This is a genomic window from Kineococcus gurbantunggutensis (genome assembly GCF_050871925.1).
Taxonomy (GTDB): Bacteria; Actinomycetota; Actinomycetes; order Actinomycetales; family Kineococcaceae; genus Kineococcus.
This window is the reverse complement of the sequence record NZ_JBJLSG010000034.1, coordinates 1-23,439: the sequence shown is the minus strand read 5'-3', so window position 1 is coordinate 23,439 and position 23,439 is coordinate 1. Positions and strand designations below refer to the sequence as shown.

At 75.2% G+C, this 23,439-nt stretch carries 24 protein-coding genes; 10 read left to right on the top strand and 14 right to left on the bottom strand.

Annotated features, from left to right (window positions below):
- Window positions 1–42: 42 nt before the first annotated feature.
- The 4 genes from ACRYR7_RS08970 to ACRYR7_RS08955 all read left to right on the top strand — a co-directional run bounded on the left by ACRYR7_RS08970 (window position 43) and on the right by ACRYR7_RS08955 (window position 4,425).
- Window positions 43–774, top strand: coding sequence for an SDR family NAD(P)-dependent oxidoreductase (locus ACRYR7_RS08970; protein WP_432571733.1), 732 nt, complete (start codon window positions 43–45; stop codon window positions 772–774).
- Window positions 775–861: 87 nt separating this feature from the next.
- Window positions 862–2,349, top strand: coding sequence for a xylulokinase (locus ACRYR7_RS08965; protein WP_432571732.1), 1,488 nt, complete (start codon window positions 862–864; stop codon window positions 2,347–2,349).
- Window positions 2,346–3,341 carry a phosphotriesterase family protein gene (locus ACRYR7_RS08960; RefSeq protein WP_432571731.1) on the top strand — a complete coding sequence of 332 codons (996 nt, stop codon included), beginning with the start codon at window positions 2,346–2,348 and terminating at the stop codon, window positions 3,339–3,341. Before ACRYR7_RS08965 ends, ACRYR7_RS08960 begins: the two co-directional genes overlap by 4 nt.
- 64 nt (window positions 3,342–3,405) lie before the next feature.
- Window positions 3,406–4,425, top strand: coding sequence for a zinc-dependent alcohol dehydrogenase family protein (locus tag ACRYR7_RS08955; protein ID WP_432571730.1), 1,020 nt, complete (start codon window positions 3,406–3,408; stop codon window positions 4,423–4,425).
- A gap of 111 nt (window positions 4,426–4,536) precedes the next feature.
- Here the strand turns inward: ACRYR7_RS08955 and ACRYR7_RS08950 are convergent, their stop codons facing one another.
- The 8 genes from ACRYR7_RS08950 to ACRYR7_RS08915 all read right to left on the bottom strand — a co-directional run bounded on the left by ACRYR7_RS08950 (window position 4,537) and on the right by ACRYR7_RS08915 (window position 12,935).
- Entirely contained in the window at window positions 4,537–5,820 is a 1,284-nt protein-coding gene (locus tag ACRYR7_RS08950) for an ROK family transcriptional regulator (protein ID WP_432571729.1), read from the bottom strand.
- A 198-nt stretch (window positions 5,821–6,018) separates the two neighbouring features.
- Complete coding sequence (locus ACRYR7_RS08945; RefSeq protein ID WP_432571728.1) at window positions 6,019–7,473, bottom strand: glycoside hydrolase family 1 protein; 1,455 nt, start codon at window positions 7,471–7,473, stop codon at window positions 6,019–6,021.
- On the bottom strand, window positions 7,470–7,853 hold the full coding sequence (locus ACRYR7_RS08940; RefSeq protein WP_432571727.1) for a tautomerase family protein: 384 nt from the start codon (window positions 7,851–7,853) through the stop codon (window positions 7,470–7,472). Before ACRYR7_RS08940 ends, ACRYR7_RS08945 begins: the two co-directional genes overlap by 4 nt.
- Before the next feature lie 74 nt (window positions 7,854–7,927).
- The gene (locus tag ACRYR7_RS08935) at window positions 7,928–8,941 is read right to left on the bottom strand and encodes an aldo/keto reductase (protein WP_432571726.1); all 1,014 of its coding nucleotides are present in this window, start codon (window positions 8,939–8,941) and stop codon (window positions 7,928–7,930) included.
- A gap of 3 nt (window positions 8,942–8,944) precedes the next feature.
- Window positions 8,945–9,745 (bottom strand): VOC family protein, encoded by an 801-nt coding sequence (locus tag ACRYR7_RS08930; RefSeq protein ID WP_432571725.1) that lies wholly within the window; start codon window positions 9,743–9,745, stop codon window positions 8,945–8,947.
- Between the two features lie 8 nt (window positions 9,746–9,753).
- Window positions 9,754–10,659, bottom strand: a complete 906-nt coding sequence (locus tag ACRYR7_RS08925; protein WP_432571724.1) for a carbohydrate ABC transporter permease — start codon at window positions 10,657–10,659, stop codon at window positions 9,754–9,756.
- Window positions 10,656–11,603 (bottom strand): carbohydrate ABC transporter permease, encoded by a 948-nt coding sequence (locus tag ACRYR7_RS08920; protein ID WP_432571723.1) that lies wholly within the window; start codon window positions 11,601–11,603, stop codon window positions 10,656–10,658. Before ACRYR7_RS08920 ends, ACRYR7_RS08925 begins: the two co-directional genes overlap by 4 nt.
- 6 nt (window positions 11,604–11,609) lie before the next feature.
- Window positions 11,610–12,935, bottom strand: coding sequence for an ABC transporter substrate-binding protein (locus ACRYR7_RS08915; RefSeq protein ID WP_432571722.1), 1,326 nt, complete (start codon window positions 12,933–12,935; stop codon window positions 11,610–11,612).
- Window positions 12,936–13,232: 297 nt separating this feature from the next.
- Between ACRYR7_RS08915 and ACRYR7_RS08910 the strand changes: the two genes are divergently transcribed.
- Window positions 13,233–14,666: a hypothetical protein gene (locus ACRYR7_RS08910; RefSeq protein ID WP_432571721.1), complete on the top strand. Its 1,434-nt coding sequence runs from the start codon at window positions 13,233–13,235 to the stop codon at window positions 14,664–14,666.
- A gap of 93 nt (window positions 14,667–14,759) precedes the next feature.
- Here the strand turns inward: ACRYR7_RS08910 and ACRYR7_RS08905 are convergent, their stop codons facing one another.
- Window positions 14,760–15,104, bottom strand: coding sequence for a transcriptional regulator (locus ACRYR7_RS08905; RefSeq protein ID WP_432571720.1), 345 nt, complete (start codon window positions 15,102–15,104; stop codon window positions 14,760–14,762).
- Window positions 15,104–15,535: a hypothetical protein gene (locus tag ACRYR7_RS08900; protein WP_432571719.1), complete on the bottom strand. Its 432-nt coding sequence runs from the start codon at window positions 15,533–15,535 to the stop codon at window positions 15,104–15,106. The genes ACRYR7_RS08905 and ACRYR7_RS08900 overlap by 1 nt, the downstream gene beginning before the upstream one ends.
- 160 nt (window positions 15,536–15,695) lie before the next feature.
- Here ACRYR7_RS08900 and ACRYR7_RS08895 point away from each other — a divergent pair, with 160 nt between their 5' ends.
- Both ACRYR7_RS08895 and pip read left to right on the top strand, forming a co-directional pair.
- On the top strand, window positions 15,696–16,283 hold the full coding sequence (locus ACRYR7_RS08895; RefSeq protein WP_432571755.1) for a DJ-1/PfpI family protein: 588 nt from the start codon (window positions 15,696–15,698) through the stop codon (window positions 16,281–16,283).
- A 55-nt stretch (window positions 16,284–16,338) separates the two neighbouring features.
- Entirely contained in the window at window positions 16,339–17,280 is a 942-nt protein-coding gene (gene pip / locus ACRYR7_RS08890) for a prolyl aminopeptidase (RefSeq protein WP_432571718.1), read from the top strand.
- 56 nt (window positions 17,281–17,336) lie between these two features.
- On the opposite strand, the gene ACRYR7_RS08885 is transcribed toward pip, so the two are convergent.
- Window positions 17,337–17,732, bottom strand: coding sequence for a hypothetical protein (locus tag ACRYR7_RS08885; protein WP_432571717.1), 396 nt, complete (start codon window positions 17,730–17,732; stop codon window positions 17,337–17,339).
- Between the two features lie 224 nt (window positions 17,733–17,956).
- On the opposite strand from ACRYR7_RS08885, the gene ACRYR7_RS08880 reads away from it, so the two are divergent.
- Complete coding sequence (locus ACRYR7_RS08880) at window positions 17,957–19,390, top strand: ATP-binding protein (protein WP_432571716.1); 1,434 nt, start codon at window positions 17,957–17,959, stop codon at window positions 19,388–19,390.
- Window positions 19,391–19,461: 71 nt separating this feature from the next.
- On the opposite strand, the gene ACRYR7_RS08875 is transcribed toward ACRYR7_RS08880, so the two are convergent.
- Window positions 19,462–20,802 carry a TrkH family potassium uptake protein gene (locus tag ACRYR7_RS08875; RefSeq protein ID WP_432571754.1) on the bottom strand — a complete coding sequence of 447 codons (1,341 nt, stop codon included), beginning with the start codon at window positions 20,800–20,802 and terminating at the stop codon, window positions 19,462–19,464.
- Window positions 20,803–21,085: 283 nt separating this feature from the next.
- Between ACRYR7_RS08875 and ACRYR7_RS08870 the strand changes: the two genes are divergently transcribed.
- Window positions 21,086–21,481, top strand: a complete 396-nt coding sequence (locus ACRYR7_RS08870; RefSeq protein ID WP_432571715.1) for an ATP-binding protein — start codon at window positions 21,086–21,088, stop codon at window positions 21,479–21,481.
- 188 nt (window positions 21,482–21,669) lie between these two features.
- Window positions 21,670–21,954, top strand: a complete 285-nt coding sequence (locus tag ACRYR7_RS08865; RefSeq protein ID WP_432571714.1) for a hypothetical protein — start codon at window positions 21,670–21,672, stop codon at window positions 21,952–21,954.
- Between the two features lie 96 nt (window positions 21,955–22,050).
- Here the strand turns inward: ACRYR7_RS08865 and ACRYR7_RS08860 are convergent, their stop codons facing one another.
- Window positions 22,051–22,641 carry an NAD(P)H-dependent oxidoreductase gene (locus ACRYR7_RS08860; protein ID WP_432571713.1) on the bottom strand — a complete coding sequence of 197 codons (591 nt, stop codon included), beginning with the start codon at window positions 22,639–22,641 and terminating at the stop codon, window positions 22,051–22,053.
- Window positions 22,642–22,722: 81 nt separating this feature from the next.
- Entirely contained in the window at window positions 22,723–23,181 is a 459-nt protein-coding gene (locus ACRYR7_RS08855; RefSeq protein ID WP_432571712.1) for an Lsr2 family DNA-binding protein, read from the bottom strand.
- Window positions 23,182–23,439 lie beyond the last annotated feature (258 nt).

The following is a 23,439-nucleotide window of genomic DNA, read 5'->3' as shown; positions in this document are numbered from 1 at the left end:
CTACATCGGGTGTCGACGCCGACGCCGCGAAGGAGAGCATCGATGACTCAACGCTTCACAGGGCGCCGCATCGCCGTGACGGGCGGCGCCGGAGGCATCGGCCTGAGCCTGTGCGCCGCCCTGCTGGCCGAGGGGGCGCGCGTCCACGCCCTGGACCGCCGCGGCCTGGACGACCTGCCCGAGGGTGTCGAGGGCACCGAGGTGGACCTGACCTCGGAGGCGTCCGTCCGCGCCGCGGTCAGTTCCCTGTACGCCCAGGACGACGCACCGGTGGACCTGGTCACCTGCGCCGGGGTGGTCGAGGACGACGTGGCCGCCGAGGAGATGTCGGTCGAGCAGTTCGACCTGGTCGTGGGCGTGAACCTGCGCGGGGTCTTCCTCAGCTGCCGGGAGTTCGGGAGCCGTCTGCTGGCCCGCGGCGGCGGGGCGATCGTCAACGTCGCCTCCATGTCCGGCAACGCCGTGGTCAACGCGCCCCAGCGCCAGAGCGCCTACAACACCTCCAAGGCCGGCGTCAGCGCGCTGACCCGCTCGCTGGCGGTGGAGTGGGGACCGCGCGGGGTGCGGGTCAACGCCGTCTCCCCCGGGTACGTCGACACCCCGCTGAACTCCCTCAAGGCGCACATGCACGAGCAGTGGCGCCGCGAGACCGTCCTGGGGCGCTTCGCCACGCCGCAGGAGGTCGCCGGCGCCGTGCAGTACCTGCTCAGCGACGAGGCGGCGTACTGCTGCGGCACCGAACTGCTCGTCGACGGCGGTTTCTCCCTGCGCTGAAGCAGCCGCGCCGGTCCCCAGCGGCAGCACCCGGCACCACCCGGCACCACCCGAGCCGTCCAGACGATCGAGCGAGGAGCTGCACCCGTGATCCTCTCCCACGACCTGGGCACCACCGGCGACAAGGCCACGCTGGTGGACGCCGACGGCTCGGTCGCCGCCGCCGCCACCGCCCCCTACGGCACCGACTTCGGGCCGCGCGGCAAGGCCGAGCAGGACCCCGGGGCGTGGTGGGAGGCCCTGTGCCGCGCGACGCGGCAGCTGCTGGACGCCCGCCCCGGCGCCGCGGCCGCCGTGGAGGCGGTCTGCTTCTCGGGGCAGATGATGGGGGCGGTGCTGCTGGACGCCGCCCGCGCACCGGTGCGCCCGGCGATCATCTGGGCGGACACCCGGTCGACGGCGCAGAGCGAGCAGCTCGTGCAGCGCGTCGGGATGGACGCCGGCTACCGCACCACCGGGCACCGCCTGAACGCCACCTACTCCCTGTCCAAGGTGATGTGGGTGCGCGACCACGAACCCGAGGTCTTCGAGCGCGTGCGCCACGTCGTGCAGGCCAAGGACCTGATGGTCGCCCGGCTGACCGGGCAGGTGGTCACCGACCCCTCCGACGCCTCCAGCACCAACGCCTTCGACCAGCGCAGCGGCACGTGGTCCGGCGAGCTGCTGGCCGCCGCCGGCCTCGACGCCGGCCTCTTCCCCGAGATCGTGCCCTCGACCACCGTGGTGGGCCGGGTCGGCCGCGAGGCCGCCGCCGCGAGCGGTCTGCTGGCCGGCACCCCGGTGGTGCTCGGCGGCGGCGACGGCCCCGTGGGCGCGCTGGGCGCCGGCGTCGTCGACGCCGCCTGCGGCGCCTACGCCTACCTGGGTTCCTCCTCGTGGATCTCCCTGGCCGCCGACGCGCCCCTGCACGACCCGCTGATGCGCACGATGACGTTCAACCACGTCGTGCCCGGGCGCTACGTGCCCACCGCCACGATGCAGGCCGGCGGCGCCTCCCTGCAGTGGGTGGTGGACCTGCTCGAGCCGGGCGGGGCCTCCCGCTACGAGCGCCTGCTGGGCGCCGCGGCGGGCGTGCGGGCCAGCGAGGACGGCTTGTACTTCCTGCCGCACCTCCTGGGCGAGCGCTCACCGTACTGGAACCCCCGGGCCCGCGCGGTCTTCGCGGGCCTGGCCCGCCACCACGGCCCCGAGCACCTGACCCGGGCCGTGGTCGAGGGCGTGGCGTTCAACCTGCGCACCGGCCTGAAGGCCTTCGTGGACAACGGCGCGGACGTCGGGCGCATCGACGCCATCGGCGGCGCGGCGAACTCCCCCGCGCTGCTGCGCATCCTCGCCGACGTCTGGGGCGTGCCGGTGCGCCGGCTGGACCTGGTCGACGAGGCCACGGCCGTGGGCGCTGCGGTCGTCGGCGGGGTCGGCGTCGGCGCCTACGAGGGCTTCGCGGTGGCCGAGCGCTTCAGCGCCCGCGGCGTCGAGCTCGCTCCCGACGCCGCGGCGCACGAGCGCTACCGCGGCGAGCACGAGGTGTTCCTGGACGCCTACCGGCGCCTCGAGCCGTGGTTCGAGGCGCTGTGAGCGCGCCCGCACCGCTGGCGCCCGGAACGGTGCGCACCGTGCTCGCGGACGTGCCGGCCGGCGCGCTGGGGCGCTGCGACTACCACGAGCACCTGTTCCAGGTCACCGCCCTGCTGCCGGGCGAGGACCTGGACGACGAGGACGCCAGCGGCCGCGAGGCCGCGTCCCTGAGGGCGGCGGGCGTGGACGCGGTGGTGGAGGCCACGCCCACGGGGCTGGGGCGCCGGCCCGCGGCCGTCGCGCGCATCAGCGCGAGCACCGGCCTGACCGTGGTGCACACCAGCGGCGCGCACCGCCAGGAGCACTACCCGCCCGGGCACTGGCTCCTGGGGGCCTCCGTGGACGAGCTCACCGAGCGCTTCACGGCCGACGTGCTCGAGGGGCTGCCGGCCGAGGACGTGCGCGAGCGCGGCGCGTCGGCGCGGGGACCGCACGGGCACCCGGTGCGCGCCGGACTGCTCAAGGCGGGCGTCGGCTACTGGCGCATCAGCCCCTTCGAGCACCGCGTGCTGGCCGCCACCGCGGCCGCGGCGCGCACGAGCGGGGTGGCGCTGATGGTGCACCTCGAGCACGGCTCGGCGGCCTGGGAGGTGCTGGAGGTGCTGCGGGAGAACGGCCTGCCCGCACGGCGGGTGGTGCTCGCGCACGCCGACCGCAACCTCGACCCCGGTCTGCACGTGGAGCTGATCGCCGCCGGCGCCGTCCTCGGCTACGACGGCGCGGCGCGGCACCGCCAGGCGCCGGACTCGGCGATCCTGGACTGCCTGGAGCGCGTGGTCGGGGAAGCGGGCCCGGCCGGGGTGCTGCTGGGCGGGGACGTGGCCCGCCGCTCCCGCTACCGCGCCTACGGCGGGATGCCCGGGCTGGACTACCTGCCCCGGCGCTTCGTGCCCCGTCTGCAGCAGCGGCTGGGTGGAGCCGTCGTCGAGGCGCTGCTGGTGCACAACCCCGCCGCGCTGCTGGCGGGGAGCGGCGCGGGCGGGCACGGCTGAAACCCCGCCGCCGGTGACCGCCCGGTCGCCGGCGCCCGACCCCGGAACCCAGGAGGACCACGCCGTGAAGGCCATCTGGTACGACGCCCCGCGCTCGTTCGCGCTCACCGACCGGCCCGACCCGCACCCGGCCGCCGGTGAGGTGCGCCTGCGGGTGCGTTCGGCCGGGGTGTGCGGCACCGACGTGCACCTGCACCACGGGGAGTTCTCCCCGCGCTACCCGTTCACCCCCGGCCACGAGATCGTCGGCGAGGTCGACCTGGTCGGGGAGGGCGTGCAGGACCTGCGGGTCGGCCAGCTGGTCGCGCTGAACAACCGCGTCTCCTGCGGCACCTGCACGAACTGCCGGCGGGCCATGCCGATGTACTGCACCCGGCTGCGCGACCTGGGCGTGACCGAGCCCGGGGGTTTCGCGGAGTTCGTCGCCGCCCCGGCCGGGCAGTGCCACCCGGTGGACGACCTGGCGCTGGAGGTGGCCGCCTTCGCCGAGCCGGTGGCCTGCGCGGTGCACGCCCTGGACGTGCTGGCCCCGGCCCCCGGCAGCGACGTGCTCCTCTTCGGCGCCGGGACCACCGGGCTGGTCCTGACGCAGCTGCTGGCGCGCAGCGGCGCCTGGCGCCTGACGGTGGCGGCGCCCACCCGGGCCAAGCTGGACCTGGCGCGGGCCCTGGGGGCGTCGGAGACGGTGCTGGTGGACCGCGCCGACCCGGCGGCGACGAGCGCGCGGCTGCGCGACGGCGCCCCGGACGGCTACGACGTCGTGGTCGACGCCACCGGCGCGCCGGCGGTGCAGGAGCAGTGCGTGCCGCTGACCCGCGACGGCGGCACGGTGCTCTTCTTCGGCATGGCCCCGGAAGCGGCCCGGGTGCCGTTGAGCACCAACGAGGTCTTCCGCCGGGAGCTGACGCTGAAGGGCTCCTACACCCAGGCGTTCAGCTTCGACCGGGCCGTGGCGGCGCTGCGCGGCGGCACCGTGCGCACCGAGGGGATGGTCACCCACCGCTTCGACCTGGGCTCCTACGGGCGGGCCCTGGACACCGTCGCCTCGGACCGCTCGTGCATCAAGGCGCTGATCCACCCCTGACGACCCGGCGGGTGACGGCCCGGCGGGTGACGGCCCGGCGGGTGACGGCCCGGCGGGTGACGGCCCGGCGGGTGACGGCCCGGCGGGTGACGGCCCGCCGGGCGGGGATCCTCAGCCGAGGGCCCTGCTGCGGCGACGCCGGCTCGCGGTCAGCGGGGCGCGCTCACCGGCGGGTTCCGCGGGTGGGCCGGCCGGGGCCAGGAGGTTCTCGTCCAGGGCCACGGTGGCCGCGCCCACGGCGGCGGAGCTCAGCCCCAGCTGCGACAGCTCGATGGTCACCGGGTGCACCTGCCGCATGAAGGACAGGGTGCTCACGGCCTCCTGCGCGGCGCTCAGGTACAGCGGTCCTGCCTCGGCGAAGGCCGGGCCCGAGAGGATCACGCGGTCCAGGTCCATCACGTTGGTCAGGGACAGGACGGCGGCGCTGACGTAGCGGGCCGACTCCTGCACCAGGGCGGAGCAGTCCGCGTCCTGCGCCACGGCCGCGGCGGCGATCGAGGCGAAGTCGGCCCGCAGGTCCTGCGGCGCGCCCGTCAAGCCCAGCCGGGTGGCCACCTCGCGCCGGGCCAGGGCCTTGGCGACCACGGTGCGCGGGCCGGCGAAGGCCTCCAGGCACCCGCGGGAACCGCACCAGCACAGCGGGCCGTCCACGTCGAGCGTCATGTGCCCGATCTCGCCGGCGTTGGCGGAGGCGCCGCGGTAGACCTCGCCCTCCAGGACGATGCCCCCGCCGAACCCGGTCGCGGCGTAGAAGCAGATGAAGTCGGCCGTGGCCGGGATGCGCCCGACCCAGAACTCCCCCAGCGCCGCGCAGACGTAGTCGTGCTCGAGCGTCACCGGCAGGCCGGTGGCCTCCCCCAGGGCGGACTCCAGGGCGTACTGCTCCCAGTCGGTGGCCTCGCGCGAGGCGCGCATCGAGTGCCCCCGCGCGTCCAGGCGCCCCGGGATCGCCACGCCGATGCCGGTGACGTCGCGCACCGAGCGCACCCGGTGCCGCTTGAGCAGGCCCATGACCTCCTTGGCCATGCGCCGGACCACGACCTGCGGCTCGGCGGGTCCGGCGCCGCCGGAGGTCAGCTGCCCCACCACCTGCCCGCGCAGGTTGATCAGCACGTACGTCAGGCGGGCGTCGTCCACCGAGACGCCCACCGCGTAGCGGCCCTGGGTGTTCAGCTCCAGCAGCGTGCGGCGCTTGCCGCCGGTGGGGTCGCCCTGGCCGGTCTCGACGAGCAGGCCGTCGTCCAGCAGGCGCTTGACGGTGCGCGAGATCGAGGCACCGGTCAGCCCCGAGCGCTCGGCCAGTTCGACCCTGCTGATCACACCGCTGGAGCGCACGAGGTCGACGATGGCCCGACCGGTCTCCGTGGCTGAGCGGCTCGAGAACTTCGCAGCCACCGGACCCCCTCCTTGCAGGCCGCGCGGACGTTCCGGTCGGCTCCTCACCGCCCTCCGGGAGGGCGCACCGCTCGGCTCCTGCTGCCGAGGGGCCACATCATCTCCTACACCACCGCGCCCGACCGGCGCCGAGGCGCCCGCGCGGCCGGGCACCCCGCGCCGCCGGGAGGGCGCCGCCGGGGCGCGCTGGAGCGGGGGCTAGTCGGCGGTGGTGGCGCCCTCGCGCAGGAAGGCGCGCAGCCAGCGCCCGCTGTCCTTCACCGTGCGCTGCTGGGTCGCGTAGTCCACGTGCACCAGCCCGAAGCGCCGGCTGAAGCCCCAGGCCCACTCGAAGTTGTCCATCAGGCTCCAGACGAAGTACCCCTGCAGCGGGATGCCGCGCTCGCGCGCGGCGGCACAGGCGTCGACGTGCTGCTGCAGGTAGCGCAGGCGCTCTGCGTCGTGCACGAGGCCGTCCCCGCCGACGGTGTCGGGGTAGGCGGAGCCGTTCTCGGTGACGTGCAGCGGCAGCGCCGGTGCCAGCGCGTGGGCCTGCTCCAGCACGTCGACCAGGCCCTCGGGCACCACGGGCCAGCCCATGTGGGTGCGGGGTGCGCCGGTGTCCACCGAACGCACGTCCTCGCTGCCGGGGAAGGCGGGGCCGAAGGTGCTCTCGCCGGCGGCGGGGCTGCGGACGGCGCCGGGCGCGGCGTCGGGTGCGGCGTCGGGTGCGGCGTCGGGTGCGGCGAGGGGCGCGGCGTCGGGTGCGGCGACGGTGTGCCGGCTGTAGTAGTTGACGCCCAGGAAGTCGATCGGCCGCTGGATCCGCGCCAGGTCGGCGGCGTTGGCGGCGAACCACTCCTGCTCGCCCAGGTCCCGCACGACGTCCTCGGGGTAGCGCCCGGCCAGCACGGGTTCGAGGAAGAACCGGTTCTGCAGCCCGTCCACGCGCCGCGCGGCGTCCCGGTCGGCCGCGCCGTCCGAGGCCGGCCGCACCGAGTACAGGTTCAGCGTCACGCCCACGCTGGCGCCGCTGCGGCCGGCCCGGACCGCGTCGACGGCCAGCCCGTGCCCGAGCAGCAGGTGGTGCGCGGCGTGGGAGGCGCGGGCACCGACCTGCAGCCCGGGGGCGTGCACCCCCGAGCCGTGGCCGAGGAAGGCCGCGCACCAGGGCTCGTTCAGGGTGATCCACGAGGTGACGAGGTCGCCGAGGGCGTCGTGGGCCGTGGCGGCGAAGTCGGCGAAGCGCTCGGCCGTGTCGCGCTCGAGCCAGCCGCCGCGGTCCTGCAGGGCCTGCGGCAGGTCCCAGTGGTACAGCGTCGCCCAGGGTGCCACGCCGCGCTCGAGCAGCCGCTCGGCCAGGCGGCGGTAGAAGTCCACACCCGCCCGGTTGACCGTGCCGGTGCCCTCCGGGAGCAGCCGGGACCAGGACAGGGAGAAGCGGTAGGCGTTCGTCCCCAGCTCCCGCATCAGGTCCACGTCCTCGCCGAAGCGGTGGTAGTGGTCCACCGCGACGTCGCCGGTGTCGCCGCCGACGACGGCGCCCGGCCGGCGGGCGAAGGTGTCCCAGATGCTGGGTCCGCGCCCGTCCAGCGCGGCGGCGCCCTCGACCTGGTAGGCGGCGGTGGCCGTGCCCCACACGAAGTCGGCGGGCAGGTCGCTGCGCGCGGTCACCGGCTGAGCACCTGCTGACCGAAGTCGCGCGAGGGGGCGAACCAGTCGGGGCCCTCGTTCTCGGTGCAGGCGATGAGGACGTTGTCGGCCTTCACCCCCTCGGCGACCAGCTCCCGCACGACCGCTGCGCCCATCGCCTGCTTCTGCGCGGCGTCGTACAGGCGCGCCAGCAGGATCTGCACGAAGACGATGTCGTCGCGGTCGGCGTCGGGGAAGGTGGTGGAGTAGACCAGGTCCCCGGGCTCGTGCAGGCGGAAGATCTGGAACAGGTCGTCCTCGGGCATCCCGAGGCCGGCGACCAGACCGCGGTGGACGGCGGCGCTGATCACCGCGCGCTTGTCGGCCAGGTGCTGGTGCATGTCGATCCTGACGAGGGGCATGGGGTTCCTCACTGGGTGCTGGGTGCTGGGAGCTGGGGCGGGGTGGGGCTTCGAGCGGTGGGCCGGGCGGCGGGTCAGGCGGCGTCCTGGTGGTCCAGCCACGCCTCGCGGGCCGGAACGAGCTCCTCGAGCTCCTGCCAGAAGGCCTCGGGCAGGTCCGCGCCGGCGGCTCGGACGACCTGCTCGAGCCGCCGGGGCTTGCTGATGCCGACGACCGTGGTGGCGATGCGCCGGTCGCGCAGGGAGTGCTGCAGGGCGGCGGTGGCCAGGTCGGTGCCGTACCGGGCGCACACCTCGCGCATGCGTGCGACGGCGCGCACGGTGGCCGGGTGCGCCGGGCGGTAGCCGTACGTGGGCCGGGCACCCCCGTCCCGCACCGCGCCGTGCTGGTCCCGCTGGTCCTGCTCGTCCTGCTGGCGGGCGAGCATCCCGCCGCCGTACACGGCCGCGTTGACCACGCCGACGCCCTGGGCCGCGGCCTGCTCGATCAGCTCCCCGGCGCTGCGGTCGACCAGCGTCCAGCGGTTGTGCACCAGCAGCGCGTCGAAGACCCCCAGCCGCAGGTAGCGCGCCATGGTGGGGGCGTGACCACCGGCCAGGCCGATGCTGCCGACGGCTCCGCTCTCGCGCAGGTCGGCCAGCGCCTCGACCGCTCCGCCGGCGGCGGTGATCACCTCCCAGGGGTGGAACTCCGGGTCGTGCAGGTGCACCAGGGGCAGGCGGTCCAGGCCCAGGCGGCGGCGGCTCTCCTCGACCGAGGCGCGCACGCGCCGGCCGGAGTAGTCGCCCCCGCGCGGGTCGACCTTCGTGACGACCACGACGTCGCCGGGCAGCCCGCCGTGGGCCGCGATGCCCGCGCCGATGCGCTGCTCGCTGCGCCCGGCGCTGTAGCCGTTGGCGGTGTCGATGGTGCGCACGGGGCTGTCCAGGCAGGCCCGCACCAGCGCGACGGCCTGGTCCTCGGCGACCTCGTAGCCGAAGTTCTCCGGCATGCTGCCCAGGGGCGCACCGCCCAGCGTCACGGCCGACACGCTCAGCCCGGTGCCCGGCAGCGGGCGCATCCAGGTGGGGTCGGAGGGGCGCAGCACCGCTCAGCCGCCGAGGACCGTGGTGAAGCCGTCGCCGTCGGCGTGCACCGTGCGCCCGCCCACCGCGCCGACCGGCCGCAGGCCGGGTGCCGCGACCGCGCCCGGTCCCGCCTGCCCCTGCGTCCCGGTGGCGAGCACGGCGGCGACGTAGCCGGGCGCGTCGAGCTGCGGGGCCCGCCCGGTCTTGTCCACCCCGTAGGTGAAGACCTCCAGGACCGTGTCGCCGGACTTCAGGTAGTGGATGTCGAAGCCGCGCGCGTCGTGCGGCTGGGCGATCGCGCCGATCGGCGTGAAGCCGAGGGGGGCGTAGCTGGCCTCGGTGGCGTGCAGGTCGTGCACGGTGAGCGCGACGTGGTCGAAGCGGGGGCGCTCGGGCACGCCCTGGGCCCGCTCGGCGGCCACGCCGGCCTCGTCGAGGACCCGGGTGTACTGCAGGTCGCGCTCGACGAGCTCGAGCAGGGTCCCGTCGGGGTCGCGGAAGAAGGTGATGCGCACCCCGCCCTCGGCCTCGATCGGCTCCAGGTGGAACTGCACGCCGGCGTCCTTGAGCCGCTCGACGTAGGGGTCGACGCGGTCGACCTTGAAGCCGACGTGCCGGAAGCCGCGCTGCAGGTCGTCGGGGACCCAGGTGGAGGCCGGGGCCTGCGGCCCGACGGCCACCAGCTCCAGGGTGGCCGTGAGCACGTCCAGGGTGGCGCCGGCCTCGGTGACCGCTCCCAGCAGCTTTGCCTGCAGGTGGTCGGTGTAGAAGGCGACGGAGCGCTCCACGTCGGTGACGTTGAGGACGATGGTGGTGATGGGCACGGGAGACCTCAGTTCTTGACAGCGCCCAGCGTCATGCCGGCGACGAACTGCCGCTGCATCCAGACGTAGACGGTGATGATGGGGATGACGGACAGGACCAGGCCGGCGGTCAGCAGCGGCCAGTTGGTGGAGTACTGCCCCAGCAGGCTGAACAGCACCGGCTGCAGGGGCAGCTTGCCGGTGTCCTGCAGGACGGTGTTGGCCATGAGGAACTCGTTCCAGGTGCTCAGGAACTGGAAGATGACCACGGTCGCCAGGCCCGGTCGGGTCAGCGGCAGGATCACCCGCCAGAAGATCGTGAACTCGCCCGCGCCGTCGATGCGGGCGGCCTGGGTCAGCTCCAGGGGCAGGGTCTCGAAGAAGGCGCGCATGAGGAACATGGCGAAGGGCGTGGACCCGCTGACGTAGAGCACCAGCAGGCCCGTCTGGGAGTCCAGCAGGCCCAGGTCGCGCAGCTGCAGGTACAGCGGCAGGATCAGGGCGGTCGAGGGCATCATCAGCGTGCTCAGCAGCAGCAGGTAGATGACGTTCTTGAAGGGGAAGGACAGCCGCGCGAAGGCGTAGCCGCTCAGCGTGGCGAAGAGCAGGACCCCGGCCACGGTGGCCACGGTGATCCACACGCTGTTCCAGAAGTGCGTGCCGAAGTCGGTGGTGGAGAGCACCTGGCGGTAGGCGTCCAGGGTGAGGGACTCGGGCAGGAAGCTGCCGGTGAAGACGGTGTTGCCCGGCCGCAGGGAGGTGGAGATCATCCACGCCAGCGGTGAGGCCACCGCCAGGCAGACGACGCCGATCACGACGGCCGTCACCGAGCGGGTGAGGGTGCGCCGGGTGCGGTGCGGGCTGCGGGGGCGGGTGGACGGCACCGCCGGCGCGGCCACGTCGGGGCGGTGGGGGGCGGTGGGGTGAACGCTCATCGAGCGGCCCTCCGGTTCAGGACGATCTGGGCGGTCACGGCGGCGGTGCACAGCAGCAGCACGACGATGCTCATGGCCGAGGCGTAGCCGAACTGCGGCACCGACCCGGAGGTGGAGCCGAAGGCCAGCCCGTACAGCAGGGTGCCCATGACCTCGCTGGCGTGGTTGGGGCCTCCCTGGGTCATGACGTAGATGAGGTCGAACGCCTTGAACCCGTTGATCAGGTTCAAGCTGACCACGATGGTGGTGATGACCCGCAGCCCGGGGACGGTCACGTAGCGGAACTTCTGCCACGCGTTGGCGCCGTCGGTCTCGGCGGCCTCGTACAGCGTCGGGTCGATGCCCTGCAGCCCGGCGAAGAAGATCAGCATGTTCAGCCCCAGGCCCTGCCACAGGGCCACGACGATGATCGTGGGCAGTGCCGTCTGCGCCTCACCGAGCCAGGTGCGCGAGAGCGTCTCGAGGCCGACGGAGTCCAGCAGGCGGTTGGCGACGCCGACGTTGGGGTCCAGGACCAGGCGCCAGACGACCCCGGTGACGACGAAGGAGACGATGCCGGGGATGAAGAGCAGCGTCCTGGCCACGACGCCGAAGCGCCTCCAGGTGCTGTTGATCAGCACCGCCGCCACCAGCGGGACCAGCGTCTGCAGCACGGTGGTGACCGCGGCGAAGGCGAGGGTCCGCACGAACGCGGCACGGGCGACGGGGTCGGCGGCCATGCGCGCGTAGTTGTCCAGGCCGGTGAAGACCGGGTCGCCGAAACCGGTCCAGGAGGTCAGGCTGATGTAGACCGCCCGCACGATCGGGTAGCCGACGAAGAGCGCGAAGAGGACGACGGTGGGGAGGATGAAGACGTAGCCGGCGATCGTCTCCGGGCGGTGCAGCCGGGCGGAGACGACGCGCTCGCTCCGGGCGGCCCTGCCGCTGAGCAGCTGCGTGGACACCGGCGCTCAGCCGCGCGCGTTGGTGACGGCCGTCTGCATCTGAGCGGCGACGGCGGAGGGTTCGGCCGACCCGTCCCAGATGCCGGCCAGCGGGCCACCCGCCTCGCTGGAGCCGTTGCCGAAGGGGATGTGCGGAACACCGTCACCGTCCAGCAGCCAGGAGGTCATCTGCTTGAGGACGGGGTTGGTCACCTCGGTGGCCGCGCTCTTGGTGGAGGGCATCGAGTTCGAGTTGTTCATCGTCTGCACGTACTGGTCCGGGGAGTAGATGAACCGGATGAACTCCAGGGCGGCGTCCTTGGCCTTGCTCGTGGCGCTGACCGCCAGGCCGGCGCCGGCCTGGTTGGCGGTGTAGTGCTGCGCTCCGGGCGCCAGGGCGGGGTTCTTCATGACCCGGTACTTCTGCACGAACTCCGGGCTGGCGTTCTGCACCAGGTTCTGCGGCGCCCAGGAGCCGTTGAAGTTCATGGCCGACCCCTCGGTGAAGAACAGCGAGCTCGCCTGGTCCCCCGAGGTGCCGTTGACGCCGGGCTGGAACACCTGGTTGTCCACGAGCTTCTTCAGCAGCGTCAGCGCCTCCACGACCACCGGGTCGGTGTAGGTGACACCGGCGAGCTGGTCCAGGCGCAGGTAGAAGGTCGGGTCGTCGGAGACCTGGGCGAGCAGGGGCAGGAAGAAGTCCAGCCCGCTGGTGCCGGGGTTGGCCGAGAGCGAGACCGCGCTCTTGCCGGTGGCGTTGATCTTCTGGGCAGCCGCGATCAGGTCGTCCCAGGTCTCCGGCTCGCCGTCCACGCCCGCGGCGGCCATGAGGTCGGGGTTGTAGAAGATGCCGAAGGTCTGCGCCATCCAGCCCAGGGCGTACTGCTTGCCGTCCAGGGTGTACTCGTCGATCGTCGACTGGAAGAAGTCCGAGAGGAAGTCCTGGCCGAGCTCGGCGTTCAGGTCGGCGGAGATGCCCGCCTGGCCGTACGTCAGCGCCCGCACGTGGGGGGCGAAGATCTCCGGGACGTCCCCGCCGGAGACGGCGGCGGCCAGCGCGGGCAGGTACTGGTCGGGCGTGCCGAAGAGGCGGTTCTCGATGGTGATCGAGGGGTTGGCCGCCTCGAACTCCGAGATCAGCCGGGGCCACTCGTCCTGCTGTTCGCTGTACCAGGTCCACAGCCGGACCGTGGTCCTGCCACCGCTGCCGGAACCCTCGTCGGAGCCGCACGCGGACAGCAGCGGAACGCTGCCCAGGGTGGCGGCGCCGACCGTGCCGAGCGTCAGCAGCGAGCGCCGGCTCAGCGTGGCGGAGCCCCCGTCGGAGGTGACGGGGATGGTCGGACCGGGCATGACATCTCCTCGTTGAGAACCTCGAACATCGATCGGGCGACGATCCACGAGCTGTGTCGGGCAGCGGTGCTCGACTCGTCCGTCATGATACGCAACGTAAGTAAGTTGATGTCAAGGGTCCCCGCGGCCGCCGCCGGAGGGCTGTACACCGGCGCCGGGATATGGTTCGGTCGCTGCCGACTCCACGCGGCGGCGAGCCGGCACGCGGCGAGCCGGCGGGAACGGCTCGACGAGCGCGACGCCTCCACCGCCCCCGCGGGGTGACGCCGCCGTCGCCTCCAGGAAAGGTCGTCGACCATGCCCAGCCACGTCCCCGGCACCAGCGAGCGGGCCGGACACCACCTCACGGACCCCGCCCCCGGCGCGGGCGCCCGGACCGGGGCCCACGCCGGTCCCGGGGTCGTCCCGCCGGCGCGGCTGCTGCCGGTGCACCTGGAGGACGAGCCGCAGCCGGCCTTCCTGGAGCAGCTGGAGCACCTGCGCAGGCTGAGCGGCGACCTGGTGCGGTGGATGGAGCCGGTGCCCATCGCCCGGGCGGTGGGCACGAGCGCCAGCGCGGTGGTCCTGCCCGACCTCAGCGGGCTGGCGTACCGGGCGCTGGAGCACTTCCGGGCGATCGAGGTGCCCCTGCTGATCGTCACCTCGGAGTTCGGCACCGTGTCGATGTGGGACTGGGAGATCCGCGACTACCTGCGCCGCCGGGGGGTGCCGACCACCGCCCCGACCTCGCTGCAGGAGTTCCACGACGTCGTGCGCGCCCTGTCGGTCAAGGAGCGCCTGGCCGGTGCGAGCATGCTGGCCTACCAGGACGACCTCGGGGCCGGGCAGCAGCCGGACATCTTCAAGCGCTTCTACTGGTGGGAGGAGGAGTGCGTGCACGACCTGCGCGAGCGGCTGGGCGTGCAGGTGCAGCGGCGCAGCTACCGCGAGCTGGTCGCGCGCGCCGGAGCCGTCCCCCAGGCGCGGGTGGACGCCGAGGCCGCCCGGCTGGAGGGCGACGTGCCGATCCACGGCCTGAGCGCGCGGGCGCGGGGTGACGCGCTGCGCATCAAGCTGGCCCTGAGCGACGAGCTCGACGAGACACCGGGCGTCATCGCCGCGGGCATCAACTGCCTGAACGAGTCCAGGACCTCCAGCACCACGCCGTGCCTGGCGTGGAACCTGCTGTTCGAGGAGCGGGGGCTGATCTGGGGCTGCGAGGCCGACCTCACCTCGATGGTCACCAAGTTCCTCACGTGGGAGTCGCTGCGCACCCCGGTGATGATGACCAACCTGTACCCCTTCCTCATGGGCGGGGCGGCGCTGAAGCACGAGAGGATCCCCTACTTCCCCGCGGTGGAGGAACCCCACAACCACGTCCTCGCGGCGCACTGCGGCTTCTTCGGGATCGTGCCGCGCTCCTGGGCCACGCAGTGGTCGGTCCGTCCCCGCGTCCTGGAGATCGTGGACGAGAACGCGCACGCGCTGGACGCCCGCTTCCCCACCGGCGACATCACCATCGTCAAGATCGACAGCACGATGCGCACCTTGACGGCGACGCCGGCCGAGCTGCCCGGCTACGAGCAGTACGAGGACTCGGACTGCCTCAACGGCGCGGTCCTGCGCGTGCAGGACGGCTACCGGTTCGTCGAGAAGCTGCCCTCGCACCACGCCGTCCTGGCCGTGGGCGACGTCGTGCGGCGCCTGGAGGTGGTCAGCCCCCTCCTCGGGGTGTCGCTCGAGCGGATCTGAGCCCCGGGCCCACGTCGTGCCGCTCCGCCCCGCCGGCCCGGGCCGGGCCGGCACCCCACCGCTCCCGGCCACCGCCCGCGGGGGCGGCGCCGCTCAGCCGGCGGGCCGGTGGACGCGGGCGGTGTCGACGATGTCCTGCAGCGCCGCGACGTGGGACTGCAGGGCGGCCTCACCGGTCGCGGTCAGCCGCAGGCGGGTCTTGGTGTAGCGGCCGGAGGCGACCTTGCGGATCTCGACGTAGTCGCGCTCGGCCAGGGCGGTGAGGTTCTTGGACAGGTTCGGCTGGGTCAGGCCGCAGAACTCCTGCACGGCCTTGAAGTCCGCCTCCTCGCAGCCGGAGAGGTAGGCGCAGATCCGCAGGCGCACCGCGGAGCTGAAGGTGTCGTCCAGGACGGGTGCGCTGACGGGTTCCGCCGCCCGGGGTGCCGTCCTGGCCATCAGGCGCGCGGCCTGCCGCCGGCGACGAGCACCCCGCGCAGCATCGCGTACCACGCCACGGCCGAGACGACCCCGAGGCCGGCGAAGATCCACGCCAGTTCGCGGCCGCCGGTGGAGCCGCTGACGAGCAGGGAGACCGCGACCAGCAGGAAGGTGGCGTTCTCTGTCCTGCTCCAGCCACGGTGACCGTGCAGGCCGCGCCGGCGGCGCAGGGCGGCGGGCAGCAGGTGCGCCGCGGCGAAGAGCAGCACCGCGGCGGCGGTGAACGCCAGGTGCTGCCGGCCGGGCTCGCCCTGCGCGGCGAGGGCGACGCCGGCGCCGGCGCAGAGCGCCGAGAGGGCGCACGCGGCGCGCGGCAGGCTGGGGCGGCTGGCGGCGAGGTGGGCGCGGCGGACGTCGTCGGCCTGCGCGCGTGCGGTGTCGTGGTCCACGGGTCAACAGTGACATCCACATGCCAGGTAGGCAAGTAGATGCGCGGAGTTCCTCAGAGGTGGTCGGCACGAGCCGGGCGTGCTCCGCGCCAGACTGTCCCCCGTGAACGAGCAGCAGACCCGGACCGCGCTCACCGCGCCGAGCACGGCGACCGAGCCCGTGCGGCACATCGGCATCGTCCTCTTCGACGACGTCGAGGAGCTGGACGCCGTCGGCCCCTGGGAGGTGCTGGCCCACTGGACGCGCACCCACCCCGAGGACGGCTGGGCCGTCACCTGCCTCTCGCGCGACGGTCGCCCCGTCACGTGCGCCAAGGGGCTGGTCCTGGGCGCGCACCACTCCTTCGCCGACGCCCCCGCCCTCGACGTCCTGCTGCACCCCGGCGGGCACGGCACCCGACCGCAGCTGCGCGACGAGCAGCACCTGGAGTGGGTGCGCCGCCAGCGCGAGCGGGTGCCGCTGATGACCAGCGTGTGCACCGGGGCCCTGGTCTACGCCGCCGCCGGCCTGCTGGCGGGGCGGCCCGCCACGACGTACTGGGGTGCGCTCGAGCTGCTGGGCGAGCTCGACCCCAGCATCGAGGTGCGCGGCGAGGAGCGGTTCGTCGACGACGGCGACGTGGTCACCTCCGCCGGCGTCTCCGCCGGCATCGACATGGCCCTGCACCTGGTCGCCCGCCTGGCCGGTCCCGAGCGGGCCCGGCAGGTGCGCCGCGGCATCCAGTACGACCCGCAGCCGCCGGTGTGAGGGGTCGGCCGGCACGGGCCGCCGCGGGGGACGTCCCCGGTCCTAGGGTGCTGCCGTGCACCCCCCGATCGAGCCCTTCGCCACCGGCCTGCTGCCCGTCGGCGACGGGAACGCGATCTACTGGGAGACCTCCGGGAACCCGGCCGGTGCACCGGTGCTCTACCTGCACGGCGGTCCCGGCGGGGGCGTGAAGACCGGCTACCGCCGCCGCGCCGACCCCGAGCGGCACCTGGTCGTCGGTTTCGAGCAGCGCGGTTGCGGGCGCAGCCGCCCCCTGGCCACCGAGGACCCGGACCGGCTGGCGACGAACACCACGCAGGCCCTGATCGCCGACGCCGAGGCCCTGCGCGAGCACCTGGGCGTGCAGCGCTGGCTGCTGCACGGCGTCTCCTGGGGCACCACCCTGGCGCTGGCCTACGCCCAGGCCCACCCCGAGCGCGTGAGCGCCCTGGTGCTGATGGCCACCGGGCTGACCTCGGCGGCGGAGGTGCGCTGGATGACGCAGGACGTGGGCCGCCTCTTCCCCGAGCAGTGGCAGCGCTTCCACGACGCCGGCGCCCCCCGCCCCGGTCAGCGGCTGGTCGACGCGTACCACGAGAAGATCACCGGCGCGGACGAGCAGGTGCGCGCCGCGGCGGTCCGGGCCTGGCTCGCCTGGGAGGACGCGCACGTCTCCCTGGTGCCCGGCGGCCACCCGGTGGCCCAGCCCGCCGACCCCGGCTGGCAGGAGGTCTTCGCCACCCTGGTGGTGCACTACTGGAAGCACGCCGCGTTCCTGCCCGAGGGCGCCCTGCTGGAGGGGCTGCACCGCGTCACGCACCTGCCGGTCACCTTCGTGCAGGGCCGCTACGACGTCAGCGGACCGCCCGACGTCGCCTGGCGCCTGCACCGGGCCTGGCCCGGCAGCCGCTTCGTGCTCGTGGACGACGAGGGCCACGGCGGCGCGGGCATGGTGCGGGCGGTGGAAGAGGCCATCGCCGCGCGCACCGCCGGCTGACGGGTCGGTGCCCGGCCGCCGTGGACCGGGCCGCCGCACTCACCGCCGCGCCGGGTTCAGCAGACCGCGCGGGCGTCCTGCCGCTGCGACGCCTCCAGCGCGTCGGCGCTGACGTAACCGCTGCCGCGCACCTCCACCTCCACACCCGCCGCCTCCAGCACCGCCAGCACCCGACGGCTCACCTCCCCGATCGCGTCCATCGAGGGGGCCTCGTCGCACGCGACACCCGCCACCGCCACCTCCTCGTCCACCGGAGCGGGCAGGTGCTCCCTCCACACCCGCAAACCCCCCTGCCGCAGCACCGCCAGGCACTCGCGCAGCGTCACCCGCTCCGGCACCACCATCAACGTCAGCAGACCCCCGGCGAAGGGGCCACGTCCTCGCACAGCGCCTGCGCCGCCGGGGGTGGCGGACGCAGCAGCGGTGCCGTCACCGCGCAGGTCGATCTCCATGGCGCGCACACTCCCACACGCGAGCGACCCGTCGGCGGGTTCGCCGACGGTTGAGCAGAGGACCACTTCGCCCGTGGTCGCCGTCGCCGTCCCGGTGCACCAGGTACCACAGCCCCCTCGCCCGGTGCCGGGCGGACACCGCGGGCGGCGGGCGCGGCGTCCCCCCGACCCGGCGGGGCGGGGAGGTGACAGGATGTGACCATGTCGCGCCGGTGGTGTCCCGCGTGAGCCCCGACGGCGCCGGCGCACCGCTCAGCCGCCGGGTCGTGCTGGCGCCCGACCCGGGCGCGGCGCGGTTGGCCCGCGCCCTGGTGCGCGAGGCGCTGGGCGAGGCCGGGCGCGAGGAGTGGGTCGACGCGGCGGAGCTGGCGGTCAGCGAGCTGGTCACCAACGCGGCCCTGCACGCGCGCACGCGCGTCGAGGTCGGCGTCGAGGTGCACCCGCAGCACGCCCGGGTGGAGGTCCGCGACTTCAACACCGTCCTGCCCGTGCAGCGCCACTACGGGGAGCAGGCCACCACCGGGCGCGGCATGGCGCTCGTGGCGGCCGTCAGCAGCGACTGCGGCGTCACCGGCTCGCCCGACGGCAAGGTGGTCTGGTTCGAGCTGCGCACCCGGCGGGAGGAGCCGAGCGCGGAGGAGCTGCTGGCGGCGTGGGACGAGGAGCAGTGGCGCTCGGAGGAGTCGGACCCGGACCCGCGCAGCCCCTCCGGGCAGCAGCCGGCCGCCGTCGCCGGCGGGGTCCCGGCGGCACCGCTGCAGCGGGTGCGGCTGCTGGGGATCCCGCCGACGCTGTGGCTGGCCACCCGCCAGCACCACGACGCGCTGCTGCGCGAGCTGACCCTCTACCTGGCCACCCGCGACGGGGGCGGCGTCGACCTGGCCGAGGTGGAGTTCGCCCGGCAGTCCTTCTCCAACGCGGTCCTCGCCGCCGCCGAGCAGGCCCGGCGGGAGGCCCCCGCCCCGGCCGCCGGGGTGGGCGGGCTGCCGGGGGCGCTGGACCCCCTGGACCTGGACCTGGACCTGCCGGCGCGGGCGGGCCCCGCGGCGGCGGCGCTGCAGGACGCCCTCGACACCGCCGAGCGGCTGGCCCGCGGGGGTGAGCTGCTGGCCCTGCCGGGGCAGGCCGAGGTCGTCGCGGTGCGCGACTGGGTGTGCGAGCAGGTGCAGAGCCAGCTGCAGCGCGTCCCGCCCCGGGCCTGGCAGGGCGCGCGGCACGAGCAGTTCGAGACGTCCGCGCACGAGGTGGACCCCGGCACCGCCGCGGCGCTGGACGCGGCGCTGCGGGGCGTGCGCGAGGACGCGCAGCGCACCGGCCGCGGGTTCGTGGCCGTCGACACCAGCAGCCGCATCGTCGCGGTCGACGCCGGCCTGGCCGCGGCGCTGGGCTGGGCGGCGGGCGAGCTCGTGGGGCGCCGGGTGGTGGCGCTGATCCCGCCGGCGCTGCGCGAGGCGCACATCGCCGGCTTCAGCCGCCACCTGAGCACCGGGCGTTCGCACGTCCTGGGGTCGCCGCTGGTGCTGCCCGTGCTGCACGCCCGGGGCCGGGAGGTGACCTGCGACGTGCTGATCGAGCGCACGGCCACGTCCGCGGGGCGCTCGCTGTACCTCGCCTGGATCGCCCCCGTGGCCGGTGCCGGAGCGTCCACGCCCTCCTGAGGGCGGCACCGCGGCCGAGCGCACCGGCCGAGCGCGCCATCCTCGGCTGAGCGCCCGGGCGGGTGCGGCCGTCACCCCACGATGGTGCGCTCCTCGGGCAGCTGGTAAAGCCGGGGACGGCTGCGCAGCGCCAGCGCCGCGGCCAGCGTGATGGTGCCGGTGCGCCCGATGAACATCAGCGCCACCAGCACGAGCTGGTGCGGCACCGGCAGCTGGGCGGTGATGCCGGTGGACAGGCCCACCGTGGCGAACGCGGAGATCACCTCGTAGAGGATCTGGTCCAAGCTGAAGGGGGTGGTCAGCGCGAAGGCCACCGCCGGGACGACCACGGTGGCCACCCCCAGCAGCGCCACGCTCAGCGCCTGGCGCTGCAGCGCGCGCGGCAGCCGGCGCCCGAACGCGGTGACGGCGTCGTCGCCGCGCGCCTCGGAGGCGATGACGAACAGCAGCACCAGGAACGTGGTGATCTTGATGCCGCCGGCGGTGCCAGCGCTGCCGCCGCCGATGAACATCAGGATGTCGCTGCCCAGCCAGGTGCCGGTGTTCATCGCCGCGATGTCCACGCTGTTGAAGCCGGCCGTGCGGGGCATGACGCCCTGGAAGAAGCCCACCAGCAGCTTGTCCGGCACGCTCAGGGGCCCCAGGGTGGCCGGGCTGCGCCACTCGGTGAGCAGCATGAAGGCGCTGCCGGCGACCAGCAGCACACCCGTGCCCAGCAGCGTGATCTTGGTGTGCAGGCTCCAGCGGCCGGGGCGGCGCAGGTGCCGGCGCAGCTCGAAGAGCACCGGGAAGCCCAGCCCGCCGACGATCACCGCCGCCGCGATCGGCAGGCAGATCCACGCGTCGGTGGCGAAGCCGACGAGGTTGTCGCTGTACAGGGCGAAACCGGCGTTGTTGAACGCCGACACGGCGTGGAACAGCCCCAGCCACAGCGCGCGCGGGACCGGCTCGCCGTAGCCCAGGGCGAAGCGCGCCGCCAGCACCAGCGCCGTGACCGCCTCGACGACCAGGCTGGTCCTGGCCACGCCGAGCAGGATGGTGCGCACGTCGCCCAGCTGCAGGGTCTTGGTCTCCGCCGCCGCGGCCAGCTGCCCGCGCAACCCCAGCCGGCGGGTGATCAGCACCCCCAGCAGCGAGGCCAGGGCCATGATGCCGAAGCCGCCGACCTGGATCAGGGCGAGGACGACGACCTGCCCGAAGCCGGACCAGTAGACCGGGGTGTCCACCACGATCAGCCCGGTCACGCACAGCGCGGAGGTGGCGGTGAACAGCGCCTCCAGCACCGTGGCGTGCCCGGGACCGCGCTGGGAGACCGGCAGCAGCAGCAGGGCGGTGCCGACCACCACGCCGAGCGCGAAGCCGGCGATGGTCAGCTGGGCGGGGTGGGGGCCGCGCCGGGCCCTGCGGGGCATCGGCGAGCCCGCCGGGCGCCGCGAGCTCCTGCCGAGGGACCGTGTGCTGCTCATCGCGCGACATCCTGCCCGCGGCCGCCGTGGCACGAGCCACGGCGCGCCCCGCGGGGCCTCGACCTTGACGCGTTCTTGACGCCCCCCGGCGCGGCGCCGGGCCCGGCGTCCGGCACCCGGTGGCTGGGCGGCCCGGGCACGTGTTTGCCACCGGCGCCGACGGGCACGGTGCTGGCAGGGGCGGACGCGCCGGGGCCGGGGACGGGAGGAGGACGTGGTGGAGCGGGTGGTGCTCGCACCCCGGCTGTCCTCGGTGCCCGCCGCCCGGCACTGGGTGGCCGCGGCCTACGCCCGGCTCACCGCCCGGGGCTGCTGCTCCCCCGGCGTCCGGACCGGCCTGCTGGAGCTGCTGACCACCGAGGTGGTGGCCAACGCCGTCCTGCACGGCGCCGGCGAGGTGGCCGTGGAGCTCAGCTGCGAGGCGGACGCGCTGCGGGTGGCCGTCAGCGACACCGGCGCGGGGGTGCCGGTGGTGCGCCGCGCCGGCCCGAGCGTGGTCGGCGGTCAGGGCATGGCGCTGGTCGACACCCTCGCCGCGCGCTGGGGCGTGCGCGCGGGCACCGGCGCCGAGCCGGACCGCGGCACCGGCAAGACCGTCTGGTTCGAGCTGCCCGCCCGCACGTGAGGCGGGGCCGGGCGGGCGGGGTCCGGTGCGACGGCTGCGCCCCCTGCGCACCCGGCGCGGCGCCACCGGGCGTCACACCCCGGAAACATCGTCCGCCTACCCTGGGCGCACGCCGCAGCGCCAGCGGCGCCGAGCACCGCGACAGCACCGACCCGTCAGCAGGAGCACCGCGCACCCCAGGAGCCGGCATGCCGAAGTTCACCGACGAGGAGCAGCGGGTGTGGACGTACGTGCGCGCCTGGTACCGCCAGAACCGCGGCGCCCTGCCCGCCCGGCGCGTCGCCGAGGACCTGGGCATCCCGTGCACGGCCGTCTCCGCCGCCGCGGACGTCCTGGCCGCCGCCGGGGCGGTGCGCACCCACCACAGCGCCCGCCTGCACGAGGGGCAGCGCGACGTGCTCTTCCTGGACGCCCCGCCGGCCGCGCAGCGCCTGATCGACCTGCGCAGCGCCGACGTGCTCCACCCCGCCTGAGCCCTCCCGCCCCGCGCGCCGCGCGCGGCTGGGTCGCCGTGCGGGCCCGCCGGACGGGCTCGCGGCGCCACGGGCGGGCCCGGCGGGCGGCTGCCCTCAGCCGGCCGCGGCGGTGATCGTCGAGGCGACCTGCTGCACCGCCGCCTCGACGGCGGCCGGGGCCCGCTCGCCCCCCTCGGAGTCGTGGACGAAGGCGGTGCGGCCGCGCCGGGCGCCGCAGAAGTCGACGATGCCGCCGTGCACCTGCGCGCTGAAGGCGTCGGCGTACCCGTGCCGGGCGAAGGAGGCGGCCGAGGTCCCCGACAGCGGCAGCAGGTGCACCGTCAACCGCTGCAGCCGGGGGACGATGCGCCCGTCCTCGCCCGCGTCGAAGGCCCACCCGGCGACGAAGACGCGGTCGACCCAGCCCTTGAGCAGCGCCGGCATCGACCACCAGTACACGGGGAAGACGAGCACCAGGTGCTCGACGGCGTCCACCCGCTCCTGCTCGGCGACCACGTCGGGGGCGGTGGGTCCCCGGCCGAGGTAGGCCCGGCGGTCCCCGGCGGTGAAGCGCGGGTCGAAACCCTCACCGGCCAGGTCCACCACCTCGGCCGCCTCGGCGCCGAGCACCTGCTGCAGCCGGCGCGCGGCGTGGTGCGTCAGGGACTCCGCGTCCGGGTGGGCGGTGACGATCAGCGTCCTCACGCGCCGCACCCTACGCGCCGCGACCGGCGGCCCCGGGCCCGCCGGGGCGGGCGGGCGCGGGTCGCCCGGCACCGGTCGGGTTCAGTGCGCGGCGAGGTACTGCTCGCGCACCCGCGTGCTCAAGGGCCCGCGCGGCGGCACGGCGATGCCGTTGGCCGCCGCCCACTGCCGCACGGCGCGGGCGTCCGGGCCCGGCGCGGTGGAACCCCCGGCGGCTCCGGCCGGGGCGGAGGTGACCTCCTCGGCGTCCGGTTCCGCCGCCCGGCGCGGAGCGGCCTTCTTCGCGCTCTTGCGGGCAGCGGCCCTGCGGCCGGCGCCGCGCACCGGTGCCGCCGCGCCGGCCAGGTCCGCCACGGGCGCCGGCGCGGGCGTCGCCGTCTCGGCACCGGGCGCGACACCGCTGCCGTCGCCCACCACGGGGCCGGGCGCGCTGCGCCGGTCCTGCGGGTCCGGCGCAGCGCCCCGTCCCGGCTGCTCCTGGTCCACGGCGGGGTTCACCGCGGGGTTCGCCTCGGGGTTCGCCGCGGCGTTCGCGGCCACCGCCCCGTCGGCGGGCGCCGCGGCGGCGGGCTGGCCGGCGTCCGCGGTCCCCGCGGGAGCGGTGTCCGGTTGCGCTGCAACGGTCTGCGGCTGCGCACCGCCCGGCGCACCGGTGCTGCGGCGGCGGGCGGTGCCCCCGGCCGGGGGGGGGGGGGGGGGGGGGGGGGGGGGGGGGGGGGGGGGGGGGGGGCGCGGCGGGGGGGGGGCCGCGGCCGCGGGGGCCGCGGGCGCCGACGCCGCGCAGCCGAGGGCGCCGGG

What these genes read in the sequence shown, in the direction of transcription:
- ACRYR7_RS08970 (WP_432571733.1), top strand. Translation starts at nt 43, where the DNA reads ATGACTCAACGCTTCACAGGGCGCCGCATCGCCGTGACGGGCGGCGCC.
- ACRYR7_RS08940 (WP_432571727.1), bottom strand. Translation starts at nt 7,853, where the DNA reads ATGCCCCTCGTCAGGATCGACATGCACCAGCACCTGGCCGACAAGCGC.
- ACRYR7_RS08925 (WP_432571724.1), bottom strand. Translation starts at nt 10,659, where the DNA reads ATGAGCGTTCACCCCACCGCCCCCCACCGCCCCGACGTGGCCGCGCCG.
- ACRYR7_RS08915 (WP_432571722.1), bottom strand. Translation starts at nt 12,935, where the DNA reads ATGCCCGGTCCGACCATCCCCGTCACCTCCGACGGGGGCTCCGCCACG.
- ACRYR7_RS08910 (WP_432571721.1), top strand. Translation starts at nt 13,233, where the DNA reads ATGCCCAGCCACGTCCCCGGCACCAGCGAGCGGGCCGGACACCACCTC.
- ACRYR7_RS08905 (WP_432571720.1), bottom strand. Translation starts at nt 15,104, where the DNA reads ATGGCCAGGACGGCACCCCGGGCGGCGGAACCCGTCAGCGCACCCGTC.
- ACRYR7_RS08885 (WP_432571717.1), bottom strand. Translation starts at nt 17,732, where the DNA reads ATGGAGATCGACCTGCGCGGTGACGGCACCGCTGCTGCGTCCGCCACC.
- ACRYR7_RS08875 (WP_432571754.1), bottom strand. Translation starts at nt 20,802, where the DNA reads ATGCCCCGCAGGGCCCGGCGCGGCCCCCACCCCGCCCAGCTGACCATC.
- ACRYR7_RS08865 (WP_432571714.1), top strand. Translation starts at nt 21,670, where the DNA reads ATGCCGAAGTTCACCGACGAGGAGCAGCGGGTGTGGACGTACGTGCGC.